The sequence below is a fragment of the Paraburkholderia sp. BCC1884 genome (assembly GCF_900996225.1).
In the GTDB taxonomy this organism is placed as follows: domain Bacteria; phylum Pseudomonadota; class Gammaproteobacteria; order Burkholderiales; family Burkholderiaceae; genus Paraburkholderia.
The window spans coordinates 1,467,800-1,480,921 of the sequence record NZ_CAAJGL010000068.1 but is presented as its reverse complement, the minus strand read 5'-3'; the positions used below and the strand labels follow the sequence as shown (position 1 = coordinate 1,480,921).

12 protein-coding genes are annotated in these 13,122 nt (G+C 64.1%); 8 read left to right on the top strand and 4 right to left on the bottom strand.

Going from position 1 to position 13,122, the window contains the following annotated elements; all coding sequences use genetic code 11:
• Window positions 1-200: 200 nt before the first annotated feature.
• The 7 genes from FQ705_RS13365 to FQ705_RS13335 all read left to right on the top strand — a co-directional run bounded on the left by FQ705_RS13365 (window position 201) and on the right by FQ705_RS13335 (window position 6,325).
• Window positions 201-416 (top strand): transcriptional regulator, encoded by a 216-nt coding sequence (locus FQ705_RS13365; protein WP_144141518.1) that lies wholly within the window; start codon window positions 201-203, stop codon window positions 414-416.
• 96 nt (window positions 417-512) lie between these two features.
• Window positions 513-1,967, top strand: a complete 1,455-nt coding sequence (gene iaaH / locus FQ705_RS13360) for an indoleacetamide hydrolase (protein ID WP_144141516.1) — start codon at window positions 513-515, stop codon at window positions 1,965-1,967.
• A 53-nt stretch (window positions 1,968-2,020) separates the two neighbouring features.
• Complete coding sequence (locus tag FQ705_RS13355) at window positions 2,021-2,809, top strand: CDP-diacylglycerol diphosphatase (protein ID WP_144141513.1); 789 nt, start codon at window positions 2,021-2,023, stop codon at window positions 2,807-2,809.
• Between the two features lie 143 nt (window positions 2,810-2,952).
• Window positions 2,953-3,951, top strand: coding sequence for a fatty acid desaturase (locus FQ705_RS13350; protein WP_144141510.1), 999 nt, complete (start codon window positions 2,953-2,955; stop codon window positions 3,949-3,951).
• 108 nt (window positions 3,952-4,059) lie between these two features.
• On the top strand, window positions 4,060-5,055 hold the full coding sequence (locus FQ705_RS13345; protein WP_260854472.1) for a cation diffusion facilitator family transporter: 996 nt from the start codon (window positions 4,060-4,062) through the stop codon (window positions 5,053-5,055).
• 180 nt (window positions 5,056-5,235) lie between these two features.
• A complete protein-coding gene (locus FQ705_RS13340) occupies window positions 5,236-5,514 on the top strand; it encodes a DUF1488 family protein (RefSeq protein WP_144141507.1) in 279 nt (92 codons plus the stop codon).
• A 19-nt stretch (window positions 5,515-5,533) separates the two neighbouring features.
• Window positions 5,534-6,325, top strand: coding sequence for a phosphate/phosphite/phosphonate ABC transporter substrate-binding protein (locus FQ705_RS13335; RefSeq protein WP_144141504.1), 792 nt, complete (start codon window positions 5,534-5,536; stop codon window positions 6,323-6,325).
• A 3-nt stretch (window positions 6,326-6,328) separates the two neighbouring features.
• Here FQ705_RS13335 and FQ705_RS13330 read toward each other — a convergent pair whose 3' ends face one another.
• The 4 genes from FQ705_RS13330 to FQ705_RS13315 are packed head-to-tail and all read right to left on the bottom strand — an operon-like array spanning window position 6,329 to window position 12,032.
• Window positions 6,329-8,347: an acetyl/propionyl/methylcrotonyl-CoA carboxylase subunit alpha gene (locus tag FQ705_RS13330; protein ID WP_144141501.1), complete on the bottom strand. Its 2,019-nt coding sequence runs from the start codon at window positions 8,345-8,347 to the stop codon at window positions 6,329-6,331.
• Between the two features lie 28 nt (window positions 8,348-8,375).
• Complete coding sequence (locus tag FQ705_RS13325; RefSeq protein ID WP_144141498.1) at window positions 8,376-9,161, bottom strand: enoyl-CoA hydratase/isomerase family protein; 786 nt, start codon at window positions 9,159-9,161, stop codon at window positions 8,376-8,378.
• A 41-nt stretch (window positions 9,162-9,202) separates the two neighbouring features.
• Window positions 9,203-10,810: a carboxyl transferase domain-containing protein gene (locus FQ705_RS13320; protein WP_144141496.1), complete on the bottom strand. Its 1,608-nt coding sequence runs from the start codon at window positions 10,808-10,810 to the stop codon at window positions 9,203-9,205.
• Window positions 10,811-10,850: 40 nt separating this feature from the next.
• Window positions 10,851-12,032, bottom strand: coding sequence for an isovaleryl-CoA dehydrogenase (locus tag FQ705_RS13315; RefSeq protein WP_144141493.1), 1,182 nt, complete (start codon window positions 12,030-12,032; stop codon window positions 10,851-10,853).
• A 300-nt stretch (window positions 12,033-12,332) separates the two neighbouring features.
• Here FQ705_RS13315 and FQ705_RS13310 point away from each other — a divergent pair, with 300 nt between their 5' ends.
• Window positions 12,333-13,079: a TetR/AcrR family transcriptional regulator gene (locus tag FQ705_RS13310; protein ID WP_144141490.1), complete on the top strand. Its 747-nt coding sequence runs from the start codon at window positions 12,333-12,335 to the stop codon at window positions 13,077-13,079.
• The last annotated feature ends 43 nt before the right edge of the window (window positions 13,080-13,122 follow it).

Below are 13,122 nucleotides of genomic sequence, written 5' to 3'. Positions count from 1 at the left end.
CGCCTATGTTCCGATCCCGGCTCCTGAAGACCGTTCCCGAGCGCCGCTGATTTGCATTCGACGAAAGATTGGTTCACCCGCTGCGCAGCGCGGCCTACGCTTGACCGTACCCGCTGATCGACCGGCCACACGACGCAACCCGAGTGCGTCCCAGGGCCGACGTACTCGCCACGCACGCGGGACTACCTACTGTCATGATCATGAATTCACATATTCGCTACAAGGGTTACGAAGTCGCACCGGCCGCACAACAGTTGCCCAACGGACTGTTCGCCGCCAACCTGACCATCGAGCAGACCAGCCCGCAACACCCCAAGGCGTATTCGTTCGACGCCCTCGATTACTTCTTCGACGAAGAACACGCGCTGGCCTACGCGTTCCGCTGGGGACGCATGTGGATCGATAACCACCAGTAACAGGCACCAGCAGGTGCCAACGAGGTCGCGGCGTCGTGGTTGGGGCGGTTGTGCCAGAATGGGCGACACCTTCAGTCCGATAAGGAGCCGCCGGCCATGACGTGGACCGTCGATGCACAACTTGCGCTGAGCGCTACCGAAGCCGTCGCCGCGATCCAGTCCGGGCGCCTCAGAGCCGCCGACTATGTGGCCACGCTGCTCGCGCGTGCGGCCGCGCTCTCGAGCCTCAACGCACTCACGGTTCTCGATCTCGACGGTGCGCTCGCCGCCGCGCATCGGATCGACGCCTTGCCCGCCGAAGCGAAAGCGCAATTGCCGCTGGCGGGCCTGCCGATCGTCGTGAAGGACAACATCAACACGGCTGGCCTGCAGACCTCCGCAGGTACGCCCGCGCTCGAAGGCTTCGTGCCGGCGACCAATGCCCCTTCCGTGCAACGGCTCATCGACGCCGGCGCGATCGTGCTCGGCAAAGCCAACATGCACGAACTGGCGTTCGGCATCACGAGCACGAACCTCGCGGCGCACGCCGGCCCGGTGCGCAATCCCTACGATCCTGGCCTGATACCGGGCGGCTCGTCCGGCGGCACGGCCGCTGCGATCGCCGCGCGCATCGCGCCCGCCGGACTGGGCACCGACACGGGCGGATCGACGCGCATTCCGGCGGCGCTGACGGGTACGGTCGGCTTCCGGCCATCGGTCGGCAACGGCGGCGCCGAACGTCGCTATCACGATCCCGATGCTGTCGTGCCGATCAGCCATACGCGCGACACGGTCGGTCCGATGGCGCGCACCGTCGCCGATATCGCGCTGCTCGACGGCGTAATCACCGGCGATCACGCATTGCCGACGCTCGCGCTGAACGGCCTGCGGATTGGCTTACCCGATCCGTTGTGGGAAGGGCTCGAACGCCAGGTGAAAGACGTGGCGCGCGCCGCGCTCAAGCGGCTCGACGCGGCCGGCGTGGTTTTCGTGCCGCTGCCGATGAGCGAACTGGAGCAGCTGAACGGCATGGTCGGCGGTCCGATCGCGATTCACGAACCGCGCGAGGACGTACTCGCCTGGCTCGTCGCCAACGACGCGCCGGTGCAGAGCGTCGCCGATCTGGCCGCCCGCATTGCGAGCCCCGACGTGCGCGCGATCTACGACGGTGTGCTCGGCGACGTGCTCGGCGCGCACTACGAAGCGGCGCTGAATCTGTGGCGGCCCCGTTTGCAGCGCTACATGGCCGCGACTTTCTCCGACGCGCGCCTCGACGCGCTGCTGTTTCCGACGACGCGCCTCGCCGCCGTGCCGATCGACGAACTGAACGGCTCGTCGACGGTGTCGATCGACGGCGCGCCTTCGCTCGATACGATGGACGCGTTCCTGCGTAATACCGATCCGGCCAGCACCGCAGGCATTCCCGGGCTCTCGCTGGCGGCCGGCATGACCGCGAGCGGCCTGCCCGTCGGCCTCGAACTGGATGGCCCGCTCGGCGAAGACCGGCGCCTGCTCGCGATCGGTGTGGCGTTCGAGGCGCTGTTGGGCGTACTGCCCGCGCCGGTGCTGTGAAGCCGTTCCCCAGCCTTGGACACTCTGCCAGAACAATTCAACTCTTCGTGCCGATGACCACACCGACACCGATGCCCTCGCGGCACGCTTTCTCACGCCGTAGCGTCAAATGGGCCGCAGTTCTCGCCATCGCCTTCGCAGCCAGCGCCTGCGCGCGCCTCGCGGCGGTCGATTCCGAGGCGCTGTGGAAAATCGTCGACCTGCGCTGCGTGCCGTCGCAACAGGCCACCGGCACCCCTGGCCAGTGCACCACCGTCGATCTCGACAAGCGCTATGCGATCCTCAAGGACATCGTGGGACGCTCGCAGCATCTGCTGATTCCAACCGACCGGATTACCGGCATCGAAAGTCCGCTGATCCTCGCGCCGCAAGCGAAGGACTACTGGGTCGACGCGTGGGACGCGCGCCTCTATGTCGAGAAGTCGGTCAAGCGCACGTTGCCCGACAATCAGCTGGGACTCGAAATCAACTCGGCCTATCGGCGCACGCAAAATCAGCTGCATATTCACATCGACTGCATGCGCACCGATATCGGCGATGCGCTCGCGCGTCACGCCCACGACACGCCGGGCGAGTGGCATTGGGACACGCTGGATGGCAACCGCTATCGCATCATGCGCGTCACCTCGCTAGCTCACGACGACAATCCGTTCCGCCTCGTCGCACGCGACAACCACGGCGCCGACACCATGGCGACGCAGACCATTCTGGTAACGGGCGCAGGACCGTCCGCCACGCAGGACGGCTGGCTGATCGTGAATAGCGGCATCGACGTGAACGACGGCAGCGGCACGGCCGAAGGTCTGCTCGATCACGCATGCCGCGTGGCCGACGCCCGGTAAAATTCCGCACGGCGCGCGCGCGTCCCCGCCCATGTACCGCGCCTAAGCACGATTGAGCAGATGCATTGCTCAACAAAATGGTTCGGGCGCGCTCGGGGGTTCCGTAGGATCGGTCTCAACATGCTTCACGACCCGTTCCGTCCATGGCGATTTATCTCGACGACACACAACGCAATTCCATCAGCAGGCTGGCATCCAGCTGGACATGGCGCACGCAATGGCCCACCTGGGCGTTGATCGTCACGATATACGGCGCCTGGTTCGGTGTCGCGACGCATGCACGCGATCTCGGCCTGCCGCTAAGCGCGCTCCTGCTGGCCGTGCTCGGTGCGTGGTACATGTCCCTGCAACACGAATTGCTGCACGGCCATCCGACGCGCTCGCCAGTCGTCAACGCCCTGCTCGGCTTTGCGCCGCTCGCCGTCTGGTTTCCGTATGGCATCTACCGCGATTCCCATCTCAGGCACCACGACGACCCGCATCTGACGCATCCGGGGCGTGATCCGGAAAGCTATTTCGTCAGTGCGCCGGTGTGGCAACGCACTGGGGCACCGGTGCGCGCGCTGCTGGTTTTGCGTAATACGTTGATTGGGCGTCTGCTGGTTGGGCCGGCGTTCGCCATCGCGGGCACAGCGATGGATGCGCTCGGCAAAATCAGACGCGGCGAGTGGCGCGAGGTGCCGGTATGGCTTGCGCATTTCGTCGCATTAGCCGCGCTGACGACCTGGTTGCAGCGCGTGTGCGGCATGCCGGCGTGGGTCTTCGTGATCGGCGCGGGTTACGGTGCGCTGTCGCTCGGCTCGATCCGCTCGTTTCAGGAGCATCGCGTGGCGCATGCTCATGAGCACCGCACGGTCATCAACGAGGCAGGATGGTTCTGGCGCCTGCTCTTTTTGAACAACAACTACCACGCCATCCATCACGATCTGCCGCATGTGCCGTGGTTCGCTTTGCGGCGGGTCTATGAAGCGTCCCGCGAGCAGTACATCGCGCGCTCGGGCGGTTTTCTGGTCCAGGGTTATGGCGAATGGATCAAGAACTTCGTATTCACCGCTGTGGCTCATCCCATACACGGCGATGCCATCGCTGGCGATCAATCGATTCCGCAGGCTTCCCATTACCTCGATCAAAAGTCGGCGTGATTCCGGGCCCGTTTCGGCGGGTCGGTCGATGCTATTGGCCATATCGCCCTGCCGCCAAAGATGGGCGACGGAAGAATTCCACTGCTCGTGCCAGCCACGACACTCGGTATGATGCTGGCAAAAGCGTCGCTCGCTTACGCGGCCGCGCTGGATCCGAAAGCTCATCCGATGGTCCTGGCGAACGAGGTCGAAACGATGTCCGAAGGTATGTCCGACGCAGCCCTGCGACGCATGGCCTCCGTGGTGGCGCTCGCAGTCGCGCTGGCGTTGGTGGTCGTGAAGGTATGGGCCTGGCTGGCTACGGGCTCCATTTCGCTGCTGACATCCGCCGCGGACGGACTGGTCGACGTGGTTGCTTCTTCAGTGACTTTTGCGGGCGTGCGCTACGCCGCTCGGCCGGCGGATCGCGGGCATCGCTATGGGCACGGCAAGGCGGAGGCTGTCGCGGCCTTCGTGCAGGCGTTGCTGCTTGCCGGTGCTGCGATCGGGCTCGGCATCGAATCCGTCCAACGCCTGATGGTGCCGCAGGCGCTGAACCAGACTGGCTTCGGGATAGCGGTGATCGTCGGCAGTTCGCTGGTTGCAGCCGGGCTCGTGGGCATGCAGACGCTGGTGGTGAAGCGAACCGGCTCGACCGCGATCGCTGCCGATCGGGCTCACTACGTGACGGACGTCGCCGTGAATATTGCGGTGCTGATCGCCCTTCTGCTCGATCGTTTTCTCGGCTGGAGCCGCGCGGACGCGATCGGCGCGCTGGCGATCTCGGCCTATATGCTGTGGAACGCGCGCGGCATGGCCCAACAGGCATTGTTCCAACTACTCGACCGTGAACTGGACGAACCGGACCGCGTGCGCATCGAAGCCGCCGTGCGAAGTTGCGACGGCGTACAAGGGGTGCACGATATCCGCACGCGCAACGGCGGAGATCGCGTGTTCGTCGAGTTTCATGTGGAAGTGGACGGCTCGCTCACGGTCGAGGCAGGACACACGATTGGCGACCACGCCGAAAAAGCGGTACAGCGTCTATTTCAGGGCGCCGATGTCGTCGCCCATCTCGAGCCTGCGGGCATCGACGACGAGCGCCTGGACGATCTCGTCAATTAGTGGCGGGCGTCGATGCACGGCCTTGCGCCTGCTGCATAGAATCTGGCGGAACCGGTAGCGCGCATTGTGCGGGAGATACTCGATTTCCGGACGGGATTCGTTGCCAATGCTGGCTCTCCCACATACGGCCGCCTTTCGGTTTGTCATCCTGACATCTCGGACGTGCGTAGGGAGATCGCCATGTCAGTTTATGTCGATGAAGGGTTTCGGCCCTGTGTCACGGAGTGCGCCACCGTCGCGTTCCGGGTGTGTTACGACGATCGCGCGCAGATTTTCGAAGTCAGCGCGGACGCACTCGTCACGTTCTGCGGAGCGACGAGCACACGCAAGCGCGATCTGCTCGTCGCCTTCGAAGACGCGCAACTCGAGATCCTCACGGTGGCCGCGCAGAAATGGACCTTCAGACCGACTGAGCCCGTGCGTCTCGGTCTCGATGAATTCCGAATGATCAGACATTAATCATGTCAGAATCGCGGCCATGACCTGGATCGCCGCCCTGCCGATGTACAACGTCACGCCCGCCCTCGCCTTCGAATGGCGCGCGTGGCTCGGCGACGTGCTGCGCATGGTCAAGCCCGCATGCCGCATCGTCGAGCCGGACGAGGAGTTGCACGGCTTCTGGCGACGCCCCAATGTCCTGATCTCGCAGACGTGCGGTTATCCGCTGATGCACGGCTTGCACGCCCAGGTCCAGCTCATTGCAACGCCGCGCTTCGATGCGCCCGGCTGCGAGGGCGCGGATTATTCAAGTGTGCTGGTCACGCGCGCGGACGCCCCGTTCGAGACGCTCGCGGACTGCCGCGGCGCACGTGCCGCCTACAATCAGGACGATTCGAATAGCGGCATGAATGTGTTCCGCCACGCGGTAGCGCCGCTCTCCCGCGGCGGCGGATTCTTCCGCTCGGTGTTGCGCACCGGTTCGCATCTCGGCTCGCTGCGCGCGGTGGCGCAGAATCACGCGGACGTCGCGGCGATCGATTGCGTCACCCTTGCCTTCGTCTGCGATGAAATGCCGGAACTCGCCCGGCAAGTGCGCCAGATCGGCGTGACGGCAACCGCGCCGGGCTTACCGCTGATCGCGTCGGATACAGTCCCGTTGCAAACCGTCGAAGCGCTACGCGAAGCCTTGAACGAAACCGTCGCCCTGCGCCCCGACCGCGCAAAACGCCTGCGTTTGAAGGGTTTTTCGTCGTTGCCGCTTATCGACTACAGCCGCATCGAACAACTGGAAAACGAAGCGCGCGCCGTCGGCTATACGCGCCTCGCGTGACCCTCACGCGGACTTGACGTCCAGCACCAGAAGCTGCGCTCCATCGGCGACCTGATCGCCCACGGCATACAGGACCTCCGCCACCGTACCCGCCGCCGGCGCGCCGATCGTGTGCTCCATTTTCATGGCTTCCATCACGATCAGCGGCGTGCCTTTCTCTACCACGGCGCCCGGCTCGACCAGCACGGCGATGACCTTGCCCGGCATCGGCGCGGTTAGGCGGCCTTCGCCGCCTTCCGTATCCGCTGCGTGCGCGAGCAGGTTCTGCCACTCGAACGCCAGGGTTTCGCCGAGGCAGAACACGTGGAACGTATCGCCGTCCACGAACACCCGGCCGGTCACGCGTGCATCGCCGATGGTGGCGCGATATTCGTGATCGCCAGTCGCAGCCGACCATGTGAACTCTTCACGCATGCCATCGTGTTCGAGTGTTTGCGTGGCGCCGTCGCGTGCAAAGCTCACCGTGAAAACGCTTTCGTCGTCGAGATTGCGCCAGCCCAGCGTTTGCGTATAGCCGCTATTCAGACGCCAGTGCGACAACGCATCCCACGGCGACGCGCCATGTGCCGTGCCGCCTTCGCGCGTGAGCAAGGCCGCGCAGGCCAGCGCGAGCGCTTCCTTGAAGGGTTTTTTGAGCGGCGCAAATAAAGCGTCGTGATGACGCTCGATCAGACCCGTGTCCAGATCGCCGGTGGCAAACGGCTCGCTCGCGACAATGCGTTGCAGGAATTCGACGTTCGTATGCGGGCCGACCACTTCGCACGCACGCAACGCGCGGCTCATACGCGCGAGTGCTTCTTCACGCGTGGCGCCGTGGACAATCAGCTTGGCGATCATCGGATCGTAAAACGGTGTGATGGTGTCGCCTTCGCGCACGCCGCTGTCGATCCGCACGGCCGCCTTGCGCCCCGACTCGCCCAGCACGAACTCCACGCCTTGCGGCATGCGCAGATACTTCAACGTGCCCGTGGAAGGCAGGAAGCCACGCGCCGGATGTTCCGCGTAAATACGCGCTTCGATCGCATGACCGTCGAGCTTGATCTGTTCCTGCGTGAGGGGCAGCGGCTCGTCGGCGGCGACCCGTAGTTGCCATTCCACCAGGTCCTGGCCCGTCACCATTTCGGTGACCGGGTGCTCGACCTGCAGGCGCGTGTTCATCTCCATGAAGTAGAAATGGCCCGTGCCGGTCATGATGAATTCGACGGTGCCCGCGCCGACGTAATTCACCGCGCGCGCAGCGGCCACCGCCGCTTCGCCCATTTCCCGCTTGATCTCAGCCGACAGGCCCGGTGCCGGCGCCTCTTCCAGTACCTTCTGATGACGACGCTGCACCGAGCAGTCGCGGTCGAACAGATAGACCGCGCCGCCGTGACGGTCGGCGAACACCTGCACTTCCACGTGACGCGGCCGCGTCAGATACTTTTCAATCAGCACGCGATCGTTGCCGAAACTGCTTGCCGCTTCGCGTTTGCACGAGGCCAGCGCCGCAGCGAAATCCTCGCTGCGCTCGACCACCCGCATGCCCTTGCCGCCGCCGCCCGCGCTTGCCTTGAGCAGGACCGGATAGCCGATCGCGTCCGCCTCGCGATGCAGGAGTTGCGGGTCCTGGTCGTCGCCGTGATAGCCCGGCACGAGCGGCACGGCTGCCTCATGCATCAGCGCCTTCGCGGCGGCCTTCGAACCCATTGCAGCGATCGCTTCGACCGGCGGCCCGATAAAGACGAGACCGGCCGCTTCGCACGCCTTCGCGAAGTCTTCGTTTTCCGACAGGAAGCCGTAGCCGGGGTGCACCGCCTGCGCTCCCGTGGCACGCGCGGCCTCGATGATGCGCTCGACGCGCAGATAACTTTCCGCCGCCGTCGATCCGCCGATGTGCACCGCCTCATCGCAGGCGGCCACGTGTTTCGCGTTGGCGTCCGCATCGGAATAGACGGCCACACTCGCGATGCCGAGCCGCTTGCAGGTCGCGGCCACGCGGCACGCGATCTCGCCGCGGTTGGCAATCAGGATCTTGTTGAACATGAAGTGTCTCGATGAAGGGTGCTGCGATTCAATTGCGCCAGGCCGGCGTGCGTTTTTCGAGGAACGATGCGACGCCCTCGCGGCCTTCCGCGCCGGCACGCGTGCGCGCGATACGCGCTGCGGTGTCTTCGATCATGGCCGCGTTCAGCTCGTGGCCGGCAATGTCCTGCACCAGTTGCTTGCAGGCCCGCACCGCTTGCGGCCCATTCGCGCAGAGCGTGTCGGCGATCTGCTGGACGGTAGCGTCGAGTTGCTCCGCGCTGACCGCTTCGCTGACGAGCCCGAGACGGAACGCCGTCGCGCAATCGAACTGCTCGGCGGTCGTGAAATAACGGCGCGAGGCCTGCTCGCCCAAAGCACGAATCACGTACGGCGCGATGGTGGCCGGAATCAGCCCGAGCCGCGCTTCGGAGAGGCAAAAGCGTGCGCTCTCCACTGCCACCACGATGTCGCACGCGGAGATCAGGCCCATGCCGCCCGCGTAGGCGTCGCCGTTCACGCGTGCAATTACCGGCTTGTTGCAGCGATAGATCGACGACAGCATGTTCGCGAGCAACATGGCGTCGGCACGGTTCTCGTCGTCCGAGTAACCGGCCATTTTCTTCATCCAGTTCAGATCGGCGCCGGCACAGAACGCCTTGCCGGTCGCGGCGAGCACGACGGCGCGCACATCGTCGCGCGTGTTCAGCGCGGTGAAGGCCGAGGTCACTTCGGCGATCATCGTTTCGTTGAACGCGTTGCGCACGTCCGGGCGATTCAGCGTGACCGTGGCGACCTGTCCTGCGAATTCGACGGTCAGTGTTTCGTATTGCATCGTGGCAGCTCCTGCGCGTGGTGGCGTTGCGTCGCGCCCGGTCACATTCTGAACACGCCGAAACGCGTGTCTTCGATCGGCGCATTCATGCTTGCAGAAAGGCCCAGACCGAGCACGTCGCGGGTTTGCGCCGGATCGATTACACCGTCGTCCCACAGACGCGCGCTCGCGTAATACGGATGCCCTTGATGCTCGTATTGTTCGCGGATCGGCTGTTTGAACGCCTCTTCTTCTGCGGCGCTCCACGCGCCGCCTTTGCCTTCGATCCCGTCACGTTTGACCGTGGCCAGCACGGAGGCCGCCTGCTCGCCGCCCATCACGGAGATGCGCGCATTCGGCCACATCCACAGGAAGCGCGGCGAATAAGCGCGACCGCACATGCCGTAATTGCCCGCCCCGAACGAGCCGCCGATGATCACCGTGAACTTCGGCACCTTCGCCGTGGCTACCGCCGTCACCATCTTCGCGCCGTTACGCGCAATGCCTTCGTTTTCGTACTTGCGGCCCACCATGAAGCCGGTGATGTTCTGCAGGAATACGAGCGGAATCTTGCGCTGGCAGCATAGTTCGATGAAGTGCGCGCCCTTGAGCGCCGACTCCGAAAACAGAATGCCGTTGTTCGCGATGATGCCGACCGGATGCCCCCAGATATGCGCGAAACCGCAAACGAGCGTCGTGCCGTAACGCGCCTTGAATTCGTCGAAAGCGGAGTCGTCGACGAGCCGCGCGATCACCTCGCGGATATCGAAGGGCTTACGCGTATCCACCGGAATCACACCGTACATGCTCTTCGCGTCGTAGCGCGGCGGCTTCGGTTCCTGCAAGGCCACCGGCACCTGCTTCGTGCGATTCAGATTGCCGACGATGCTGCGCGCAATCCCCAGCGCATGCGCATCGTTCTGCGCGAGATGATCGACCACGCCGGACAGACGCGTATGCACGTCGCCGCCGCCGAGGTCCTCCGCGCTCACCACTTCACCGGTGGCGGCTTTCACGAGCGGCGGGCCGCCCAGGAAAATCGTCCCCTGATTCTTGACGATGATCGACTCGTCGCTCATCGCCGGCACATACGCGCCGCCTGCGGTGCACGAGCCCATCACCACGGCGATCTGCGGAATGCCCGCGGCCGAGAGATTCGCCTGATTGAAAAAGATGCGGCCGAAGTGGTCGCGATCGGGGAACACGTCGTCCTGATTCGGCAGATTCGCACCGCCCGAGTCGACCAGATACACACAGGGCAAATGATTTTCGGCGGCGATTTCCTGTGCCCGCACGTGCTTCTTCACGGTGACCGGATAGTAGGTGCCGCCCTTGACCGTGGCGTCGTTGCAGACGATCACGCACTCCTGTCCCGCGATCCGGCCGATGCCGGTGATGACGCCCGCGCCGGGCGCGTCGTCGTTGTACATGCCGTAAGCCGCGAGTTGCGAGAACTCCAGAAACGGCGTGCCCGGATCGAGCAGTTGCGCGATCCGATCGCGCGGCAGCAGTTTGCCGCGGCCGGTGTGCTTGTCGCGCGCGGCCTGACCGCCGCCCAGCGCGAGCTTGTCGACTTTCGCGCGAAGATCGGCGACCACGGCTTCGAGCGCCGCCGTATTGGCGCGGAAATCGTCCGAGCGCGGATTCAGTTTTGATTCGATGATCGGCATTGCGAGTCTTCTCCAGTTGCCGCGATTGATGGGCTTGCGCTCAAGCCGTTTCAGCAAACAGTTCGCGGCCGATCAACATGCGGCGGATTTCGCTCGTGCCCGCGCCGATTTCATACAGCTTCGCGTCGCGCCACAACCGGCCGACCGGATACTCGTTGATATAGCCATTGCCGCCGAGAATCTGAATCGCTTCGCCGGCCATCCACGTGGCTTTTTCCGCCGTGTAGAGAATCACGCCGGCGCAGTCCTTGCGCACCTGGCGCACGTGCTCCTTGCCGAGCGTGTCGAGTTGACGACCCACCGCGTACAGATATGCGCGGCAGGCCTGCAACGTGGTGTACAGATCGGCCACCTTGCCCTGAATCAACTGGAATTCGCCGATCGATTGACCGAACTGTTTGCGATCGTGGATATACGGCACGACCGCGTCCATCACCGCGACCATGATGCCGGTCGGGCCGCCCGCGAGCACGGCGCGCTCGTAGTCGAGGCCGCTCATCAGCACTTTGGTACCACCGTTCAACTGACCGAGAATATTTTCTTCCGGTACTTCGACGTCCTGGAACACCAGTTCGCCCGTGTGTGAGCCACGCATGCCGAGCTTGTCGAGCTTCTGCGCCACCGAGAAGCCCTTCATGCCTTTCTCGACGATAAACGCGGTAATGCCACGCGAATTCGCTTCGGGATCGGTTTTCGCGTAGACCACCAGCGTGTCGCAATCCGGACCATTGGTGATCCACATTTTCGTGCCGTTGAGCACGTAGTGGTCACCCTTTTTCTCGGCGCGCAACTTCATGCTGACGACGTCCGAACCGGCGTTCGGCTCGCTCATGGCCAGCGCGCCGATATGTTCGCCCGACACTAGCCTCGGCAGATACTTCTGCTTTTGCGCTTGCGTGCCGTTGCGATGAATCTGGTTCACGCACAGATTCGAATGCGCGCCATAGGAGAGACCGACCGAAGCCGAGGCGCGGGAAATCTCCTCCATTGCAATCATGTGCGCCGTGTAGCCCATGTTCGCGCCGCCGTATTCCTCGGAGACCGTCATGCCGAGCACGCCCAGATCGCCGAATTTGCGCCACAGGTCCATCGGAAACTGATCCGTGCGATCGATTTCCGCCGCGCGCGGCGCGATTTCTTTGGCAGCGAATCCCGCGATGCTGTCGCGCAGCATTTCGATTTCTTCGCCGAGCGGGAATTGCAAACCGGGCAGGTTGCTCATTGCTGTGTCTCCAGAGTTCGTTGGCGGCCGGTCAACCGGGGTGGGCGACGGCGGGTCCGGATTCGGCCTCGCGGACGGCCGCGGCCTTGTGGGCCGCCTCGCCGCCCCGCACGAGGCGCGAAACGTTCAAGGCGCATTTCACGCTAGATTTACGTAAGCGTCAATAGGTATTTTTGAGTGTTACTCAGAAAATGGAGTGCCCCGCTCCAAAGGCTTTCCAGCGTGCTAGCATCGCGCATATCGGGCTCATCCAGGTGAAGTCAAACGCCGGCTTGCCCAACAAATCTGAACTGGACTCATATGACGGCTACCCTGAAGGCCGAACTACCCGTCTCGCGCCGTCAGCCGGCCGGGCGCAAGTCGCAGCAACGCGTGAAGGAAATTCTTCAGGCGGGCCGCGACGTATTCTCCGAAAAAGGCTACGAGCGCGCGACCACCGCCGAGATCGCGCAACGCCTGGGCATTTCCGAGGCAACCGTGTTCAGCTATTTCCGCGGCAAGCGCGAGTTGTGCGCGCGGGTCATCGGCGACTGGTACGACGAGATCATCGAAGCCATCGAATCCGGCCTGCCGCGCGACGGCAGCGTGCGCCAGCAGTTCGCCTTCATCGTGCGCACGCATTTGCGCCTGATGCTGGTGAACGGCACCGACCTGTGCGCGCTGGTGTTGTCCGAAGGACGCGCGCGGCACCATGAATTGAGCGAGGCGCTGACCGAACTGCAACGCCGCTACACCGCCCCGTTGATGCGCGTGCTGGCTCAGGGACAGGAAAGCGGCCAGATTCGCGCCGACATGCCCCTGCGTCTATTACGTTCGATGGTGTTCGGCCCGATGGAGCACGTGCTATGGGACGCCACGCTCGCGAACCGGCATATCGACATCGAGGCGACGGCGGATCAGTTGATCGACGTGCTGTGGTCCGCGCTCACGCCGCCCGACCTGGCGCACAATGCGCTGCAGCAGTTCCGCGCCGAAGTGGCGGAGGCCAACCGGCGCTTCGAAGCGGCCGCACGTGTCGAGGGGAATGCGTCTTGCGGAGATAAATAGCGCCAAGCTACCGCTTGCCTGCGAAGCCCGAAGGAGAACCCCA

Excerpts from the sequence above, each read along its gene's own strand:
- FQ705_RS13365 (WP_144141518.1), top strand. The coding sequence starts at position 201 with ATGAATTCACATATTCGCTACAAGGGTTACGAAGTCGCACCGGCCGCA.
- iaaH (WP_144141516.1), top strand. The coding sequence starts at position 513 with ATGACGTGGACCGTCGATGCACAACTTGCGCTGAGCGCTACCGAAGCC.
- FQ705_RS13355 (WP_144141513.1), top strand. The coding sequence starts at position 2,021 with ATGACCACACCGACACCGATGCCCTCGCGGCACGCTTTCTCACGCCGT.
- FQ705_RS13350 (WP_144141510.1), top strand. The coding sequence starts at position 2,953 with ATGGCGATTTATCTCGACGACACACAACGCAATTCCATCAGCAGGCTG.
- FQ705_RS13345 (WP_260854472.1), top strand. The coding sequence starts at position 4,060 with ATGATGCTGGCAAAAGCGTCGCTCGCTTACGCGGCCGCGCTGGATCCG.
- FQ705_RS13340 (WP_144141507.1), top strand. The coding sequence starts at position 5,236 with ATGTCAGTTTATGTCGATGAAGGGTTTCGGCCCTGTGTCACGGAGTGC.
- FQ705_RS13335 (WP_144141504.1), top strand. The coding sequence starts at position 5,534 with ATGACCTGGATCGCCGCCCTGCCGATGTACAACGTCACGCCCGCCCTC.
- FQ705_RS13330 (WP_144141501.1), bottom strand. The coding sequence starts at position 8,347 with ATGTTCAACAAGATCCTGATTGCCAACCGCGGCGAGATCGCGTGCCGC.
- FQ705_RS13325 (WP_144141498.1), bottom strand. The coding sequence starts at position 9,161 with ATGCAATACGAAACACTGACCGTCGAATTCGCAGGACAGGTCGCCACG.
- FQ705_RS13320 (WP_144141496.1), bottom strand. The coding sequence starts at position 10,810 with ATGCCGATCATCGAATCAAAACTGAATCCGCGCTCGGACGATTTCCGC.
- FQ705_RS13315 (WP_144141493.1), bottom strand. The coding sequence starts at position 12,032 with ATGAGCAACCTGCCCGGTTTGCAATTCCCGCTCGGCGAAGAAATCGAA.
- FQ705_RS13310 (WP_144141490.1), top strand. The coding sequence starts at position 12,333 with ATGACGGCTACCCTGAAGGCCGAACTACCCGTCTCGCGCCGTCAGCCG.